Here is a 16,922-nt window from a genome sequence, read left to right as displayed (position 1 = left end):
TCAGCTCCCGATCCTCTGCAACGGCCGCGGCAGCGACCGCTTCCTGTGCACCGGGCCGAGCACCGCCGCACCGAAGGGTTTGGTGAGCAGTTGCCGCGCGACCGCGTTGACGTCCTCGAGGGTGACCTCGTCGATGCGCGCCAGCGTCTCGGCGATGCTGCGGTGCTTGCCGTAGTTCAGCTCGCTGCGCCCGATCCGGTTCATCCGCGACGCCGAATCCTCGAGACCGAGCACCAGCCCGCCCCGCAGCGACCCCTTCGCGATCCTGCACTCGTCGGCGGTGATTCCGTCACGGGCCACCTCGGTCAGCACGTCGGTGGTCACCCGCACGACCTCGTCGAACCGCTCCGGTAGGCACCCTGCGTAGATCGACAGCGCACCGCTCTCGGCGAAGGTGTCCACCGTGGAATACACCGAGTACGCCAGCCCGCGCGTCTCCCGGATCTGTTGGAACAGGCGCGAACTCAGGCCACCGCCGAGAGCGGTGTTGAGCACCGACAGCGCCCAGCGATGATCCCAGTTCCGTCCCGGGGTCCGCACCCCGAGCGACAAGTGGGTCTGCTCGGCGTCACGGTGCACCAGATGCAGCGACGGCTTGCCGTTCACCCGTCCCGCCCCCTTGCGGGGCGGCACCGGGGCCCGCCCGCGCACCAGCCGCGGACCGAAGTGCTCACGGACGAGCCGGACCACCTCGTCGTGCTCGACGTTTCCGGCGACGGCGACGACCATCCGATCCGGCGTGTAGCGGCGCAGGTGGAAGGAATGCAGCTGAGCCCGCGTCATCGCCGAGATCGACTCGACACTGCCGATCACCGGTCGGCCGACGGGGTGGTCACCGAACATCGCCGACAGGAAGACGTCGCCGAGCGTGTCCTCCGGGTCGTCGTCGCGCATGGCGATCTCTTCGAGCACCACGTCCCGCTCGATCTCGACGTCCTCGGCGAGGCATCGCCCACGCAGCACTACGTCGGCGACGAGATCGACGGCCAGCGCCAGATCCGAGTCCAGCACGTGTGCGTAGTAGCACGTGTGCTCCCGGGTGGTGAACGCGTTCAGCTCACCGCCGACCGCGTCCATCGCCTGGGCGATCTCGACCGCGGTGCGGGTCGGCGTCGCCTTGAACAACAAGTGTTCGAGGAAATGGGCCGCACCGGCCACGCTGCGGCCCTCGTCGCGGGATCCGACGTTCACCCACACCCCGACCGATGCCGAATGCACCGACGGGATGTGCTCGGTGACCACACGCAGGCCACCGGGCAACAGGGTGCGGCGGACCGCCTTCGACTCAGCTGCTCGGCGTCGCTGCATCAACCGGCGCGTCAGCGGGTGCGTCTGCGGCGTCTTCGGCAACCAGGACCAAGGAGATCTTGCCGCGGTTGTCGATGTCGGCGATCTCCACGCGGAGTTTGTCGCCGACCTTGGCGATGTCCTCGACCTTGGCGATCCGCTTGCCGCGGCCCAGCTTCGAGATGTGCACCAGCCCGTCGCGGCCCGGCAGCAGCGACACGAAGGCACCGAAGTCGGTGGTCTTGACGACGGTTCCGAGGAACCGCTCGCCGACCTTGGGCAGCTGCGGGTTGGCGATCGCGTTGATCTTGTCGATCGCGGCCTGCGCCGACTCGCCGTTGGACGCGCCGACGAACACGGTGCCGTCGTCCTCGATCGAGATCGACGCGCCGGTCTCCTCGGTGATCGAGTTGATCATCTTGCCCTTGGGGCCGATGACCTCGCCGATCTTGTCGACCGGAACCTTGATCGTGGTGATCCGCGGGGCGTACGGGCTCATCTCGTCGGGCCCGTCGATCGCTTCGGCCATCACCTCGAGGATGGTGATCCGAGCGTCCTTGGCCTGGGCCAGCGCGTTGGCCAGCACCTGAGACGGGATGCCGTCGAGCTTGGTGTCGAGCTGCAGCGCGGTGACGAAGTCCTTCGTGCCTGCGCACTTGAAGTCCATGTCGCCGAACGCGTCCTCGGCGCCGAGGATGTCGGTCAGCGTGACGAAGCGGCGCTCGGTCTTGCCATCGACCTCGACGTCGTCGGACACCAGGCCCATCGCGATACCGGCCACCGGGGCTTTCAGGGGCACACCGGCGTTCAGCAGCGACAGCGTCGAAGCACACACCGAACCCATCGAGGTCGAGCCGTTGGAGCTCAACGCCTCGGATACCTGGCGAATGGCGTAGGGGAACTCCTCGACGCTGGGCAGCACCGGCACCAAAGCCCGCTCGGCGAGTGCCCCGTGGCCGATCTCGCGGCGCTTGGGCGACCCGACGCGGCCGGTCTCACCGGTCGAGAACGGCGGGAAGTTGTAGTGGTGCATGTAGCGCTTGGACGTCTCCGGCCCCAGCGAGTCGATCTGCTGAGCCATCTTGACCATGTCGAGCGTGGTGACACCCAGGATCTGGGTCTCGCCGCGCTCGAACAGCGCGCTGCCGTGTGCCCGCGGGACGACCGCGACCTCGGCCGAGAGCGCGCGGATGTCGGTGACACCGCGGCCGTCGATACGGAAGTGATCGGTCAGGATGCGCTGGCGCACAAGCTTCTTGGTCAGCGCGCGGTAGGCGGCACCGATCTCCTTCTCTCGGCCGGCGTACTGCTCGGCGAGCCGCTCGAGCACCTCGGCCTTGATCTCGTCGAGGCGGTCATTGCGCTCGTTCTTGTTCGCGATGGTCAGCGCCTCCGACAGCGCCTCGGTGGCCACCGAAGCCACCGCGTAGTAGACGTCGTCGCCGTAGTCCGGGAACAGCGGATACTCGGCGGTCTCCTTGCCTGCGGCGCCCGCCAGCTCGGCCTGGGCGTCGCACAGCACCGCGATGAACGGCTTGGCGGCTTCCAGACCCTCGGCCACCACGGCCTCCGTCGGCGCACCGGCGCCACCGGCCACGAGATCGATGACGTTCTCGGTGGCCTCGGCCTCGACCATCATGATCGCGACGTCATCGTCCACCTTGCGGCCCGCGACGACCATGTCGAACACGGCATGCTCGAGCTGCTCGACGGTCGGGAAGGCAACCCACTGCCCACCCTCGGCGGTGCCGACAGTCGGATCATTGATGAGGGCGACGCGCACACCGCCGACCGGGCCGGAGAACGGCAGGCCGGAGATCTGGGTCGACGCCGAGGCGGCGTTGATGGCCAGCACGTCGTACAGATCCTTGGGATCCAGGCTCAGCACGGTGACGACGACCTGGATCTCGTTGCGCAGACCGCTGACGAACGACGGGCGCAGCGGCCGGTCGATCAGGCGGCAGGTCAGGATCGCGTCGGTGGAGGGACGGCCCTCACGGCGGAAGAACGAACCGGGGATGCGGCCGGCGGCGTACATGCGCTCTTCGACGTCGATCGTCAACGGGAAGAAGTCGAAATGCTCCTTGGGCGCCTTGCTGGCGGTGGTGGCGCTCAGCAGCATGGTCTCGTCGTCGAGGTAGGCGACGACGGCGCCGGCGGCCTGCTGGGCCAGCCGACCGGTCTCGAAACGAATGGTGCGGGTGCCGAAGCTCCCGTTGTCGATGGTGGCGGTGGATTCGAACACGCCTTCTTCGATTTCAACTACAGACATGGACGTCCGTATGACCTCTCTGATTCACATCAGCGGTTTCGCGTGAGCACGCGCGGTGTGTGCGGACAGCTCCGGAGACCCGGGATGCCGCGCCCGGATGCGTCGACGGCCGTCGATCGAAGCTGCCGGAGTGTTCCTCCGGCAGCCACTACCGAAGACCGCGCGATCGGGCGGTTCGTGTCATGTCACGCGGGAGCGGTGCACGCGGATCTGCGAGGACCGCACCCAGTGTTCGTGCCGTACGGCATCCGAACGCACCCATGCTACATCGCGGCATACCGGAAACCCCTAATCCACCGCACCTGGTCGAGCCGGAAACGCCCGTGGCCGTGACCGCGCGGGGCGGTCACGGCCACGGGGCTCGTTACGTGTGAGGATCCGGCGGTCAGACCGGACGCGTCAGCGGCGCAGGCCGAGACGCTCGATCAGCGACCGGTAGCGCTGCACGTCGACCTGGGCGACGTACTTGAGCAGTCGGCGGCGACGGCCGACGAGCAGCAGCAGACCGCGACGCGAGTGGTGGTCGTGCTTGTGCTGCTTGAGGTGCTCGGTGAGGTCAACGATGCGCTTGGTGAGCAGCGCGACCTGTGCCTCCGGAGAACCGGTGTCGGTGTCGTGCAGGCCGTACTGGCCCAGGATTTCCTTCTTCTGTTCGGCAGTGAGCGCCACGAAACAACTCCATCAATTCGGTCCGCGAACATTGGGGCCCGGTTCAGACACCAGCCCCGAAAAGCGCGGCCACCGCGAACTGCAGCACGCGCCGGGTCGGCGAGGAGTCTAGCAGCGGCCACAGCCGGCCGACGAATCGGCGAACGGGCCGGCTAGCGGGCCGACAAGATGGTGCGGGCACGTTCGGTGTCGGTATCCATCGCACTCACCAGATCGGCCACCGAGTCGAATTTCTCCTGCCCCCGCAGACGGGCGACGAAGTCGACGGCGACGTGCTGACCGTACAGGTCAGCGGTGGTGTCCAGCACGAACGCCTCCACGGTGCGGGTGCGCCCGGAGAAGGTCGGGTTGGTGCCGACCGACACCGCGGCCTGGTAGCGCTCGCCGGGAGTCACGGTGCCGACGACCGGACCGTGCCCGAGCACGGTGAACCACGCCGCGTAGACGCCGTCGGCCGGGATCGCCGAGTACATCGGCGGTGCGACGTTGGCGGTCGGGAAGCCGAGCACCCGGCCGCGTCCGTCGCCCCGCACCACCACACCCTCGACGCGGTGCGGCCGGCCGAGCGCCTCCGCCGCGGCGACCATGTCGCCGGCGTCGACGCAGGAGCGGATATAGGTCGACGAGAACGTGACGGTCTCGTCGCGGTGATGCTCGGCGACCAGCGAGAGCGAGTCCACCGCAAAGCCGAACCGCTCCCCCGCCTTGCGGAGCAGGTCGACGTTGCCCGCCGCCTTCTTGCCGAAGGTGAAGTTGTCTCCCACGACCACCTCGACCACGTGCAGCCGTTCCACCAGCAGCTCGTGGATGTAGCGCTCCGGGGTCAGCTTCATGAAGTCGGCGGTGAACGGCATCACCAGGAAAACGTCGATACCGAGTTCCTCGACCAGCTCGGCGCGCCGGGTCAGCGTGGTGAGCTGGGCCGGGTGACTGCCCGGGAACACGACCTCCATCGGGTGCGGGTCGAAGGTCATCAGCACGACCGGTACGCCGCGCGAGCGTCCGGCCTTGACCGCACGGCTGATCAGCTCCTGGTGTCCGCGATGGACACCGTCGAAGACCCCGATGGTGACGACACATCGGCCCCAGTCTGTGGGGATTTCGTCCTGCCCCCGCCAGCGCTGCACGCCGCTAGCCTACGACCCTTGCGCAACTCCGGCCTAAACACCGGCCGAGCGACACCCCCGGATCGAGTTTCGATTGCCTAAACTTCATCCTCGTGAGTCCTGACGGCAATTCCGCCAACCCCGCCGATCTGTCGACGGTCGCCCAGGACTATCTGAAGGTCATCTGGACCGCGCAAGAGTGGTCGCACGAGAAAGTCAGCACCAAACTGCTGGCCGAGCGGATCGGGGTGTCGGCCAGCACCGCGTCGGAGTCCATCCGCAAGCTGGCCGATCAGGGTCTGGTCGACCACGAGAAGTACGGCGCCGTCACGCTCACCGATGCCGGCCGCCGCGCCGCGCTGGCCATGGTGCGCCGGCACCGGCTGATGGAGACGTTCCTGGTCAACGAGCTCGGCTACAGCTGGGACGAGGTGCACGACGAGGCCGAGGTGCTCGAGCACGCCGTCTCCGACCGGATGCTCGACCGGATCGACGCCAAGCTCGGCTATCCGACGCGGGACCCGCACGGCGACCCGATCCCTGCAGCCGACGGCAAGGTGCCGACCCCACCGGCGCGTCAGCTCTCGGACTGTCAGAACGGCGAGGCCGGCACCGTCGCCCGCATCTCCGACGCCGACCCCGAGATGCTGCGGTACTTCGACACCGTCGGGATCAGCCTGGATTCACGGTTGCGGGTGGTGGCCCGCCGCGACTTCGCCGGCATGATCTCGGTGGCCATAGAGAATCCGGCGAATTCCGACGTGACGGCCGATGAAACCACTGTCGATTTGGGAAGCCCGGCCGCACAGGCGATCTGGGTCATAGCGTAGGAGTGCCGATGGCCAAGCTCGAGATGTCCCGTTCGCTACCGATGCCGGCCGAGAAGGCCTGGGGACACGCATCGGACCTGTCGACGCTGGGCGACTGGATGAGCATGCATCAGGGGTGGCGTTCGGAGCTGCCCGACCAACTCGACGTCGGCGTGACCGTTGTCGGGGTGGCCGGCGCGAAGGGCATGCGCAACCGGGTGACGTGGACGGTGCGCAGGTTCGATCCCCCGTCGGCGCTGGAGATCAGCGGCGAGGGTGTGGGCGGCACGCGCTACAAGCTGGCGATGAAGGTCGCGTCCTCCGGCGACGGCTGCATGTTCACCGTGCGGATGGACCTCGGCGGCGCCCCGCTGTTCGGCCCGATCGGCGCGGCCGCGGTGCGCGCCGTCAAGGGCGACATCGACAAGTCGATCAAGCAGTTCGAGCAGCTCTACGCGTAGCCACGGCCCAGTCGCACGTGTCGGCGTCTCGGCGTCGGTCGCGTACACATCCCGGCGGGCGGTCGCGGCAGGGCGGCGCTACAGCGTGGCAGGCCGGATCACCACCACGGACTTCGTCCGCGAGCCCGCGTCCTCCAAGAGCGCCATCACGCGCCCGTCCGGCGCCGTGGCGGCGTACACGCCCTCGATTCCGGCGGGCGGCAGGGGTCGCCCGTGGCTTGCGTCCACCGCCTCCGCGTCGGTGAGCTCGCGCCGCGGAAACGCCTGCAGGCACGCCTCGTCCAGCGAGTAACTGAGTTCCGGGCGCTCACCCAGCTGCTCCAGGGTGCGCGCCTGATCCAATCCGATTCCGCCCACCCGGGTTCGGCGCAGCGCGGTCAGGTGCCCGCCGACACCCAGCGCGGCGCCGAGGTCACGGGCCAGCGCCCGGATATAGGTCCCACTCGAACAGTCCACGGCCACATCGACATCGATGACGCCGTCGACTCCTTCGATCTCTCGCCGAACCTCCAGCACGTCGAAGCGGTCGATGCGCACCGGGCGGGCCGCCAACTCCACGGCCTGCCCTTCGCGGACCATCTGGTAGGCGCGCTTGCCGGCCACCTTGATCGCGCTGACCGACGACGGCACCTGCTCGATCGGGCCGCGCAGCGGCCCCAGCGCGGCCTCGATAGCCGAGTCGGTGAGGTGGGACGCCGAAATCGATTGCAGCGCTTCGCCTTCGGCGTCCTCGGTGGAGGTCGTCTGCCCCAGCCTGACCGTCGCCTCATACGACTTATCCGTCGCCGTCAGCAGACCGAGGATCTTGGTGGCGCGTTCGATCCCGACGATCAGCACTCCCGTCGCCATCGGGTCCAGCGTGCCCGCATGTCCGACCTTGCGGGTGCCGAACAGACGGCGGCAGCGGCCGACGACGTCATGGCTCGTCATACCGCACGGTTTGTCGACGACGACCAGCCCGGCTGCTGTCACAGGACGATCGCGGTCAGTGCGATCCCGTCGCGGATCGACCACCGCCCCGCCAGAGACGTCAGCGGCGGACCGGTCTCCGCTTGCGGGTCGATCAGGATCTCCGAGGTGAACGTTCCCGCCTGTCCGCAGGAGTCGACCTCGAACGTGATGTGCGCGTCCTCGAAACCCAGCCATCGGTGCGTCAGCGGGAACCACGCCTTGTATGTCGCCTCCTTGGCGCAGAACAGCACCCGGTCCCAGTGCACCCCGCCGGGCATCGCGGAGAGCTCGTGACGTTCGGCGGGCAGGCTGATCGCGTCGAGCACACCGTCGGGCAGCACGTCATGGGGTTCGGCGTCGATCCCCACCGACCGCACCTCGGCCCGCCGCCCCACGGCCGCGCCGCGGAAACCCTCGCAGTGGGTCAGGCTACCGACGATGCCGTCGGGCCAGCACGGTTCGCCCTTCTGGCCCTTGAGAATCGGTACGGGTTCCATCCCGAGGTCGACGAGAGCCTGGCGCGCGCAGTAGCGCACGGTGATGAACTCGTTGCGCCGCTTGGCCACCGACTTCGCGATCAGCGGCTCCTCTTCCGGCAGCGGAGCCAATTCCCGCGGATCCGAGTACATCTCGGCCGCAGCCAGCGCGTCGCTCTCGCCTGGGAGCACCCCGGCGAGCAGTTTGGCCGCGATCACGCCCGATCCCTGATCCGCTGCTGCATCTTGGCGGCGTTGTCGCGCATCTCCTGGGTGATCTGAAAGTGCCCACCGAACTCGTTGAGATAACCCGGCGCGTATTTCGGGTCCGGGAGAATCTGACGCAGCCAACGGTAGGGCCGCCGCCGACGCCACTCCCGCGGATAGCCGACCGAGACCTCTTCGAACCGCACGCCGTCGTACCAGGTGGTGCGTGGGATGTGCAGGTGCCCGTACACCGAGCAGACCGCGTTGTAGCGGGTGTGCCAGTCCGCGGTCGCGGTGGTGCCGCACCACAGCGAAAACTCGGGGTAGAACATCGCGTCGCAGGGTTCGCGCACCATCGGGAAATGGTTGACCTGGATCGTGGGCATCATCCAGTCCAGGTCCTCCAGGCGTTTGCGGGTGTAGTTCACCCGGTCGCGGCACCATGCGTCACGCGTCGAGTACGGCTCCGCGGACAGCAGATACTCATCGGTGCCGACGATATTGCGTTCCTTGGCGATCGCCAGCCCCTCGGCCTTGGTCCCGGCGCCCTGGGGCAGGAACGAATAGTCGTAGAGCAGGAACATCGGCACGATGGTCGCCGGCCCGCCCTCCTCGGTCCACACCGGGAACGGGTGCTCCGGGGTGACGATGCCCATCTCGTCGCACATGTTGACCAGGTAGTCGTAGCGGGCCTTGCCGAAGATCTGCATCGGGTCACGGTTGGTGGTCCACAACTCGTGGTTGCCGGGCACCCAGATCACCTTGGCGAAACGTTTTCTGAGCAGGTCCAGTGCCCACCGGATCTCGTCGGTGCGCTCGGCGACGTCACCGGCCACGATCAGCCAGTCGTCGGGAGAAGCCGGGTGCAGCGACTCGGTGACCGGCTTGTTGCCGGTGTGCCCGGTATGGAGGTCACTGACCGCCCACAGGGTCGGGCGCCGTTCGTCAGTGGTCACGACACCCAAGCCTACTGGTGGACCACAGGAGCCGGCCGGGCGGCAACTAGAACATGTTCTAGGTTCCCGCCCGGCGGCCCGGAGCCGACCGTTACACTCCCGGGCAGACCGGCGATGAACCAGGCGGCAGCCCGCGACGCGGCGGCCACGAGACCCAGGGGGTGTGATGGTCGCCAAGCTGCGACTGTTCTCGGCGCTGTGCGCGCTGGTCGCAGCGGTGGTCGTGGTGGTGCAGACCAGCCCGGCCGTGGTCACCGGCCCGGACGACGTGGACCTCCGCTCGACGTTCGTGCCGCTGCCGAACGCGACCACCACGATCAAGTCGCCGGTGCTTGACCTCACCGACCCCGATCCGTTCGACCCATGCCGGGACATCCCGCTCGACGTCGTCCAGCGCATCGGGTTGGCGTTCACCCCGCCGGCGCACGAGGACAGCCTGCGCTGCAAGTACGACGCCGGGAACTACCAGATGGCCGTCGAGGCGGTCGTGTGGCGCACCTATGAAGAAACGCTGCCGCCTGACGCGGTCGAACTCGACATCAACGGGCACCGCGCCGCCCAGTTCTGGATCATGAAACCGACCGACTGGAACAACCGCTGGTGGATCACCTGCATGGTGGCGTTCAAGACCAGCTACGGGGTGATCCAGCAGTCCCTGTTCTATTCGCCCATCTACTCCGAGCCGGATCCGGACTGCATGCAGACCAACCTGCAGCGCGCACACGAGCTGAGCCCCTTCTACATCTACTGATGAGATTGCTGGACCTACCGATATCCGCTGATGTCGCTCGGACATCTGGCGGCGGTGAACTGGCCAGTAGGGTTCGCTAGGTGAGCTCTGGAATCGTCCGCCGGACCCGGCACGCCGTCAGCCGCACCCTGGGGCTTCCGCCGCCGGTCTGCGATTTCACGGTGCACCGGGCGGTGCGGGTACCGATGCGCGACGGGGTCGAACTGGTCGCCGACCACTACGTGCCCCACACCGGCGTGCCCGCGGGCACACTGCTGGTGCGCGGCCCCTACGGGCGCGGTTACCCGTTCGCGGCGCTGTTCGGGTCGTTCTACGCCGCGCGCGGCTACCACGTCGTCTTCCAGAGTGTGCGCGGTACCTACGGCTCGGGCGGACAGTTCGACCCGTTCGTCAACGAGGTCCACGACGGCGCGGACACCGCCGCCTGGCTGCGCGACCAGCCATGGTTCACCGGCACGTTCGCCACGGTCGGGTTGTCCTACCTGGGCTTCACCCAGTGGGCGCTGCTCTCGGACCCGCCGCCGGAGCTCAGGGCCGCGGTGATCACCGTCGGCCCCACCGACGTCAGCGGGCCCCGCTGGGGCACCGGGTCGTTCGGGCTGAACGACTTCCTGGGCTGGAGCGATCTGGTGGGACGGCAGGAGGATCCGAACCGGCTGCGCACCCTGGTGCGTCAGGCCCGCGCACAGCGCCGCGTCACGGAGGCGTCGCTGGGGCTGCCGCTCGGTGCAGCCAGTCGCGCGCTGCTCGGTGACGGCGCACCGTGGTTCGAGTCCTGGCTGGACCACCCCGAGATCGACGACCCGTTCTGGAGCCGCCTCCGACTCCGCCGTGCGCCCGAACGCGCAGAGGTGCCGGTGTTGTTGCTGACCGGCTGGCAGGATCTGTTCGTCGAGCAGACTCTCGAGCACTACAGCCTGCTTGCCGGCCGCGGCGTTCCCGCCGGGCTCACGGTCGGGCCGTGGACGCACGGACACATGATGACCAAGGCCGCGCCGATCGTGCTCCGGGAAACCCTCGACTGGCTCGCCACCCATCTGGGCGGGGCGCCGCCGCAGCGCCGCTCGCCGGTCCGCATCCACCTGAGTGGCCGCGGCTGGCTCGACCTGCCGGACTGGGAACCCGCGATGCCGGCGCTGGTGCTGCATCCGCAGCCGGGCGGCGCACTGGCGGCGACGGCGCCTCATGACGGGGCATCGGCCACCTTCGTGTACAACCCGGCAGATCCGACCCCGACGGTCGGCGGGCGTCTGCTCTCCCCCGTCGGCGGCTACCGCGACGACACCGCACTGGCCCGTCGCGCCGACGTCGTCACGTTCACCGGCCCGCCGCTGGCCGCCGACCTGCACCTCGTCGGCGCGCCCGTGCTGGAGGTGGCACACTCGTGCGCCAACCCGCACAACGACCTGTTCGCGCGGATCAGTCAGGTCGACGCGCAAGGACGCTCCCGCAACGTCAGTGACGGCTACGTGGCGTCGGCACCGGACTCCGGCACCGTGCGAATCGAGCTCGACCCGACCGCCTGGACGTTCCCGGCCGGATCACGGATCCGGCTGCTGATCGCCGGCGGCTCCCACCCTCGCTTCCTGCGCAACCTGGGCACCGGCGAACACGCCGCCACCGCAACCGCATGTGCGACCGCCCGGCACACCGTGCACCTGGGAGCGGACACCCATCTGAGGCTGCCGGCCGGCCCACACCCGCCGTCAGCCGACTGAGCTCCGCACGAGCCCGGCGACGCGGTCCAGCTCGGAGTCGGTGTGCACCGGCGGGCCCCAGACCGGGTTAACGGGCAGCTGGACCCAGCTGGAACAACCGCGGTAGTCCGGGGTGCGCACCAGGCGGACCGGCTCGGCCAGCGGCACCGCCGAGACGACCAGTGCGGTCAGCCGATGCCGGGGGCGGAAGTCGAGCCGGTCGGACCGCACCGACTCTTCCGTCCAGATATGAAATGGCGCAACGGCTTTCAGCCCTTCTGGCCGCTCCACAGCGATAGCGGCAACCACGGTCGCACCCGCGCGCACCACGATGGCGTCCTCGGTGCTGTCGGCGGCTGCCGGCTCGAGCAGATCGCGGTGTTCAGGACGGACCCGCTCGGCGTGGCTGTGCGCGACGGTCGGGAACAACAGGAACCGCGACGCGGCCACTTCGGGAGCCACCTCGAAGCGCTTCTCGTGGATTCCCCCCTTGCGCAACAGCACGGTCTGCCTGCCGTCGAGCAGCGCGTGGATCGCCGCACTCCACTCCTTGAGGGCGGGCCGGGCCAGGGTGGCTGTCATGCCAGGTTCAGCCGTGCCCGCACTTCGGGGCGGCGCAGCGGCGGAACGGTCTTCGGGGGTTGCCGACGTGGCTGCAGGCCGGCCAGCAGTCTTCGGGTGGATTCGGTGACCTCGGCGACCGCGGCTTCGAACGCGTCAACGTTGGCCCCCGACGGCCGGGTGATGCCGCTGATCTTCCGGACGTACTGCCGGGCCGCGGCCTCGATCTCGTCAGCCGTCGCGGCCGGTTCGAGGCCGCGTAGCTCGGTGATGTTTCGGCACATGGAATCCACGATAGGGCGCGCAGGCGGGGGCCGATACGGTGTGGCGATGAGCACCGCAGAGGACGTCTTGCTGATCGACACCCAGGACCGCATCCAGATCCTGACGCTGAACCGGCCCGGGTCCCGCAACGCGCTGTCGGCCGCGTTGCGCGGCCGCCTGTTCGAGGCGCTACGTGAAGCGGAGGCCGACGATGACGTCGATGTGGTGATCCTTACGGGTGCCGATCCGGTCTTCTGCGCCGGTCTGGACCTCAAAGAGCTCGGCGACACCACCGAACTGCCCGACATCTCACCGAAGTGGCCGCCGATGACCAAGCCGGTGATCGGGGCGATCAACGGCGCCGCGGTGACCGGCGGCCTGGAGATCGCGTTGTACTGCGACATCCTGATCGCCTCCGAGCAGGCCCGCTTCGCCGACACCCACGCCCGGGTCGGCCTGCTGCCCACCTGGGGCCTGTCGGTGCGGCTGCCGCAGAAGGTCGGCGTCGGAATGGCCAGGCGTATGAGCATGACCGGCGACTACCTGTCGGCCGAGGACGCGCTGCGGTGCGGGCTGGTCACGCAGGTGGTGCCGCACGGCGAGCTGCTCGGCACAGCTCGCCAGATCGCGACGTCGATCGTCGGCAACAACCAGAAGGCGGTGCGCGCGCTGATGGCGTCCTACCACCAGATCGACGAGGCGCAGAACAGTGCGGCGCTGTGGCAGGAGGCGGCAGCGGCCCGCGAATGGATGAAAAGCACCAGCGGCGACGACATCGCGGCGAGCCGCAGCGGTGTGATGGACCGCGGCCGGACGCAGGTCCGGCAATAGGGCGAAGCCGGACGCAGGTCCGGCACCTACCTGGTACCGCGAACGTGCGTGTCTGTGCCCTCCGCCCCGGCGTGTCGCTCGCAGATCCGCACGCTCGGCGGCTTGACAGCGCCCCCGCCGGGTGCGCCAGAGTCGAGCCATGAGCGCAGTCGAACGCCCGGTCAACCACCATGGTGATCACCCGGGATTCTGCGGACTGACCGGTGATCTGTTCGCGGTGCTCTTCCTGCTCGCCGGCCGCCGCACCGCGGTGCTGGCGGCCGACCTGACCGACATCAAGGCGGGCGACCACGTCGTCGACATCGGGTGCGGGCCAGGCAACGGCGCCCGTACCGCGGCGGCGCGGGGTGCGCGGGTCACCGGTGTCGACCCGTCCGACTCGATGTTGCGGGTGGCGCGCGCAGTCACCCGGGGGCGTCCGGCGATCACCTGGGCCCAGGGCACAGCCGAGGTGCTGCCGGTGCCGGACGCGTCAGCGACGGTCGTGTGGGCTCTGGCCACGGTGCACCACTGGCGCGACGTCAGCCTGGCCCTGGCCGAGATTCATCGCGTGCTCGTGCCCGGTGGGCGGTTACTCGCCGTCGAGCGGCAGGTGGAGCCCGACGCCACCGGTTTCGCCAGCCATGGATGGACCGAACAGCAAGCGAGAACCTTTGCAACACTGTGCGACACCGCCGGACTGGGAGACGCCACAGTCGATGTTGCCCGCGCCGGCCGGCGCGAGGTGTGGACGGTCGCCGCGACACGGCGCCCGGCTGTATGAGGACGGTCTTGAAGGTGACCGTCAGCGGGTGCCGGGCACCAGCCAGCGGCCCGACAGCGCCCGCCAGCCGACGAACATCAGCCGCAGCACCATGAAGGTGCTCAGCCCGGCCCAGATCCCCAGCAGCCCCCACCCGAAGGCCAGCGACAGCCAGGTCAGCGGCAGGAAGCCGACCAGCGCGCTGATCAGTGTCGCGTTGCGCATGAACGTGGCATCGCCCGCCCCGAGCAGCACCCCGTCGAGCGCGAAAACGATTCCGGCGACCGGTAGCTGGGCCACCAGGAACCACCACGGCACGCCGATCTGGTCGAGCACCGAACGGTCGTCGGTGAACACCGTCGGGAACACCTGCGAACCCAGCGCGAACACGGCCGCCAGCACCACCCCGGCCACCGTTGAGAACAGCGTCACCCGCCACGCCACCGTCTTGGCGTGGTTCAGCTGACCCGCACCGAGCGCGGCGCCGACCAGCGACTGCGCGGCGATGGCCAACGAATCGAGGACGAGCGCAAGGAAGTTCCACAGCTGCAGCACCACCTGGTGCGCGGCGACGGCGGCGGCCCCGAACCGGGCGGCCACCGCTCCGGCGGAGATGAAGCAGGCCTGGAACGCCATGGTCCGCAGCACCAGGTCGCGACCCATCACCACCTGCGCGCGCAGCACTTGCGGCCGCAGCCGCAGCGGCACCTTCTCGACGACCAACGCGCGGGAGAACAATGCCGCCGCCAGGTACTGCCCCACCACGTTGGCCACCGCGGAGCCGGCCAGACCCAGGTCGGGGGCGCCCAGCCAGCCGTACACCAGCAGTGGGCACAGCACCGCCGAAACCGCGAAGCCGAAGATCACGTAGCGCAGCGGGCGCACGGTGTCCTGCACGCCGCGCATCCACCCGTTGCCTGCCGCCGCGATCAGGATCGCGGGCACCGCCAGACTGGCGATCCGCACCCAGGGCAGCGCCGCTTCGGCGATCTCGCCGCCGGCGGCCAGCGCCGACACCAGCGGCACCGCCGCCAGTTGGACGGTGATGACGATCGTGGTGCCGATACCCAGCGCCAACCAGGTGGCCTGCACGCCTTCCTCGACGGCCGCCCGCCGATCGCCGGCGCCGTAGAAGCGTGCCGCGCGTGCAGTGGTGCCGTAGGACAGGAAGGTCAGCTGTGAACTGAGCACGCCCATGATCAGCGCGCCGATCGCGAGTCCGGCCAGGCTCAGGGCGCCCAGCCGACCGATGACCGCCAGATCGAAGAGCAGATAGATCGGTTCGGCGGCGAGCACGCCGAGCGCGGGGAAGGCGAGCGCGGCGATCCGCCGGTTGGTCGCCGGGACCGGCTCAACCAAGGGCGGTACGCAGCGCCTCGACGAGGTCGTCGGCAGTTCCCGACGCGGAATAGCCGGCCGCCAACCGATGCCCGCCGCCGCCGAAAGTGCTTGCCACCGTGGACACATCCAGCGACTTCGACCGCATCGACACCGACCAGCGGCGGGGACCGATCTCCTTGAACACCGCCGCCACTTCGGCCTGCTGCGTGGTGCGCACGATGTCGACGATGCTCTCGATCTCCTCCGAGCGCGCCGCCGACCATTCCTCGTGGTCGACGACGGCGTAGACGAAACCGCGTCCGCCTGCCGCGTCGGTGTCCAGGCGCGCCGAACCCAGCACCCGCGACAGCATGGGCAGCCACGCGAACGGGTGGGTGTCGAGCAGAGTGCGGCTCACCGCGGCGTTGTCCACGCCGATCTCGACCAGTCGCGCCGCCAACCGGTGGGCGCGGGCACTGGCCCAGCGGAACGACCCGGTGTCGGTGGTCAGCCCGGCGTAGAGGCAGTGCGCCACCGCGAGATCGATCGGTTTGTCCCAGGCGTCGAGCAGGTCGGCGACCAGCATCGTCGTCGAATCCGCGGCGGGGTCGACGAAGTTGGCGGTGCCGAACAGCTGGTTCGACGCGTGATGGTCGATGACCAGGACGTCGCGGTCGGACTCGACGAGCTCGCGCAGCGCGCCCAGCCGGTTGATGCTGGGGATGTCGACGGTGACCACCAGGTCGGCATCCCGGCGCAGGTCCTGCGGCGCCACCAGCAGGTGCCCACCCGGCAGCGTGTGCAACGACTCGGGAAGCTCGTCAGGCTCGGCGAAGCTCACCTGGACGCTCTTGTCCGCCTGCGCGAGGACCAGCGCCAGCGCCAGTCCGGCGCCGATGGTGTCGGCGTCGGGAAAGACGTGACACACCACGCAGACACTGTCGGCCGCCGTCAGCAATTCGGCGGCTGCGGAGGCGTCGACGTGCGCGCCCAATCGGGCGGCGGCCGCACTGCTGACGGTGGCCGAGCCGCCGAATCGGGCGGTGGTCGGGACGTCAGTCGTCGCGTCTGTCATCGAGCGCGTCAAAGTCACCCGTGTCCTCAGCGTCCCCGGTTGCTTCGTCCTCCGCCCCCATTACACGGTACGGGTCGGTTTCCCCGGCGTGCTTGGCACCCTGCCGAACTCTCGCCAAATCCTCATCTGCGGCCCGCGCCCGGGCCAGCAGCTCCTCCATGCGGTGGGCCGCGTCGGGCACCGTGTCGCGGACGAACGACAAGGTCGGCGTGAACCGGACCCCCAACGAGGCGCCGACCCTGGTACGCAGCACACCTTTGGCCTTCTCCAGCCCGGCGGCAGCACCCTCGTAGTCGGGTTCCTCGTCAAGGGACCGGCCCAGCACCGTGTAGTACAGGGTCGCGTCGTGCAGGTCATTGGTGACCTTCGCGTCCGTGATCGTCACCCCGGTTAGCCGGGGATCTTTGATCTCGTACTCGATGGCTGAGGCGACGACCGTGGAGATCCGCTTGGCGAGCCGTTTCGCCCGTGCGGGATCAGGCACGAC

Annotated in this window: 18 protein-coding genes; 6 read left to right on the top strand and 12 right to left on the bottom strand. The window is 69.0% G+C overall.

Annotated features, from left to right (window positions below; translation table 11 throughout):
- From ACTWP6_RS02990 to ACTWP6_RS02975, 4 genes are all read right to left on the bottom strand, one after another.
- Nucleotides 1-1,308 carry a M16 family metallopeptidase gene (locus ACTWP6_RS02990; RefSeq protein ID WP_443186764.1) on the bottom strand — a complete coding sequence of 436 codons (1,308 nt, stop codon included), beginning with the start codon at nt 1,306-1,308 and terminating at the stop codon, nt 1-3.
- Complete coding sequence (locus tag ACTWP6_RS02985) at nt 1,286-3,559, bottom strand: polyribonucleotide nucleotidyltransferase (RefSeq protein ID WP_443186763.1); 2,274 nt, start codon at nt 3,557-3,559, stop codon at nt 1,286-1,288. The genes ACTWP6_RS02990 and ACTWP6_RS02985 overlap by 23 nt, the downstream gene beginning before the upstream one ends.
- A gap of 399 nt (nt 3,560-3,958) precedes the next feature.
- Nucleotides 3,959-4,228, bottom strand: a complete 270-nt coding sequence (gene rpsO, locus ACTWP6_RS02980; RefSeq protein ID WP_260751597.1) for a 30S ribosomal protein S15 — start codon at nt 4,226-4,228, stop codon at nt 3,959-3,961.
- A 152-nt stretch (nt 4,229-4,380) separates the two neighbouring features.
- Nucleotides 4,381-5,355: a bifunctional riboflavin kinase/FAD synthetase gene (locus tag ACTWP6_RS02975; RefSeq protein WP_260751596.1), complete on the bottom strand. Its 975-nt coding sequence runs from the start codon at nt 5,353-5,355 to the stop codon at nt 4,381-4,383.
- Between the two features lie 92 nt (nt 5,356-5,447).
- On the opposite strand from ACTWP6_RS02975, the gene mntR reads away from it, so the two are divergent.
- Together mntR and ACTWP6_RS02965 are read left to right on the top strand one after the other, a co-directional pair.
- Entirely contained in the window at nt 5,448-6,164 is a 717-nt protein-coding gene (gene mntR / locus ACTWP6_RS02970; protein ID WP_260751594.1) for a manganese-binding transcriptional regulator MntR, read from the top strand.
- A gap of 8 nt (nt 6,165-6,172) precedes the next feature.
- Nucleotides 6,173-6,604, top strand: coding sequence for a type II toxin-antitoxin system Rv0910 family toxin (locus ACTWP6_RS02965; RefSeq protein ID WP_260751593.1), 432 nt, complete (start codon nt 6,173-6,175; stop codon nt 6,602-6,604).
- Between the two features lie 78 nt (nt 6,605-6,682).
- Here the strand turns inward: ACTWP6_RS02965 and truB are convergent, their stop codons facing one another.
- The 3 genes from truB to ACTWP6_RS02950 are packed head-to-tail and all read right to left on the bottom strand — an operon-like array spanning nt 6,683 to nt 9,194.
- Nucleotides 6,683-7,576 carry a tRNA pseudouridine(55) synthase TruB gene (truB, locus tag ACTWP6_RS02960; RefSeq protein ID WP_396884392.1) on the bottom strand — a complete coding sequence of 298 codons (894 nt, stop codon included), beginning with the start codon at nt 7,574-7,576 and terminating at the stop codon, nt 6,683-6,685.
- The gene (gene pptT, locus ACTWP6_RS02955) at nt 7,573-8,250 is read right to left on the bottom strand and encodes a 4'-phosphopantetheinyl transferase PptT (protein WP_313901309.1); all 678 of its coding nucleotides are present in this window, start codon (nt 8,248-8,250) and stop codon (nt 7,573-7,575) included. The genes truB and pptT overlap by 4 nt, the downstream gene beginning before the upstream one ends.
- Nucleotides 8,247-9,194 carry a metallophosphoesterase family protein gene (locus ACTWP6_RS02950; protein WP_260751592.1) on the bottom strand — a complete coding sequence of 316 codons (948 nt, stop codon included), beginning with the start codon at nt 9,192-9,194 and terminating at the stop codon, nt 8,247-8,249. The genes pptT and ACTWP6_RS02950 overlap by 4 nt, the downstream gene beginning before the upstream one ends.
- A 166-nt stretch (nt 9,195-9,360) precedes the next feature.
- Here ACTWP6_RS02950 and ACTWP6_RS02945 point away from each other — a divergent pair, with 166 nt between their 5' ends.
- The gene (locus ACTWP6_RS02945; protein ID WP_260751591.1) at nt 9,361-9,945 is read left to right on the top strand and encodes a DUF3558 domain-containing protein; all 585 of its coding nucleotides are present in this window, start codon (nt 9,361-9,363) and stop codon (nt 9,943-9,945) included.
- Between the two features lie 80 nt (nt 9,946-10,025).
- Nucleotides 10,026-11,663, top strand: coding sequence for a CocE/NonD family hydrolase (locus ACTWP6_RS02940; RefSeq protein WP_443186762.1), 1,638 nt, complete (start codon nt 10,026-10,028; stop codon nt 11,661-11,663).
- On the opposite strand, the gene ACTWP6_RS02935 is transcribed toward ACTWP6_RS02940, so the two are convergent.
- Both ACTWP6_RS02935 and ACTWP6_RS02930 read right to left on the bottom strand, forming a co-directional pair.
- The gene (locus ACTWP6_RS02935; RefSeq protein ID WP_443186761.1) at nt 11,652-12,224 is read right to left on the bottom strand and encodes a DUF1802 family protein; all 573 of its coding nucleotides are present in this window, start codon (nt 12,222-12,224) and stop codon (nt 11,652-11,654) included. The genes ACTWP6_RS02940 and ACTWP6_RS02935 overlap by 12 nt on opposite strands.
- Nucleotides 12,221-12,487, bottom strand: a complete 267-nt coding sequence (locus tag ACTWP6_RS02930; protein ID WP_443186760.1) for a DUF2277 domain-containing protein — start codon at nt 12,485-12,487, stop codon at nt 12,221-12,223. Before ACTWP6_RS02930 ends, ACTWP6_RS02935 begins: the two co-directional genes overlap by 4 nt.
- A 46-nt stretch (nt 12,488-12,533) precedes the next feature.
- On the opposite strand from ACTWP6_RS02930, the gene ACTWP6_RS02925 reads away from it, so the two are divergent.
- Together ACTWP6_RS02925 and ACTWP6_RS02920 are read left to right on the top strand one after the other, a co-directional pair.
- Nucleotides 12,534-13,298 (top strand): enoyl-CoA hydratase, encoded by a 765-nt coding sequence (locus ACTWP6_RS02925; protein ID WP_260751586.1) that lies wholly within the window; start codon nt 12,534-12,536, stop codon nt 13,296-13,298.
- 139 nt (nt 13,299-13,437) lie between these two features.
- Nucleotides 13,438-14,061, top strand: a complete 624-nt coding sequence (locus tag ACTWP6_RS02920; protein ID WP_443186759.1) for a class I SAM-dependent methyltransferase — start codon at nt 13,438-13,440, stop codon at nt 14,059-14,061.
- A gap of 21 nt (nt 14,062-14,082) precedes the next feature.
- On the opposite strand, the gene ACTWP6_RS02915 is transcribed toward ACTWP6_RS02920, so the two are convergent.
- From ACTWP6_RS02915 to rbfA, 3 genes are read right to left on the bottom strand one after another with little or no spacing between them, the layout of a single operon-like run.
- A complete protein-coding gene (locus tag ACTWP6_RS02915; protein WP_443186758.1) occupies nt 14,083-15,399 on the bottom strand; it encodes an MATE family efflux transporter in 1,317 nt (438 codons plus the stop codon).
- Nucleotides 15,392-16,435, bottom strand: coding sequence for a DHH family phosphoesterase (locus tag ACTWP6_RS02910; RefSeq protein WP_443186757.1), 1,044 nt, complete (start codon nt 16,433-16,435; stop codon nt 15,392-15,394). The genes ACTWP6_RS02915 and ACTWP6_RS02910 overlap by 8 nt, the downstream gene beginning before the upstream one ends.
- On the bottom strand, nt 16,416-16,919 hold the full coding sequence (gene rbfA, locus ACTWP6_RS02905; protein ID WP_260751582.1) for a 30S ribosome-binding factor RbfA: 504 nt from the start codon (nt 16,917-16,919) through the stop codon (nt 16,416-16,418). The genes ACTWP6_RS02910 and rbfA overlap by 20 nt, the downstream gene beginning before the upstream one ends.
- Nucleotides 16,920-16,922 lie beyond the last annotated feature (3 nt).

Origin of the sequence: Mycobacterium sp. 4D054, from assembly GCF_052245755.1 — a bacterium.
In the GTDB taxonomy this organism is placed as follows: domain Bacteria; phylum Actinomycetota; class Actinomycetes; order Mycobacteriales; family Mycobacteriaceae; genus Mycobacterium.
The sequence above is the reverse complement of the archived record's forward strand: the minus strand, read 5'-3'. Positions and strand labels throughout refer to the sequence as shown.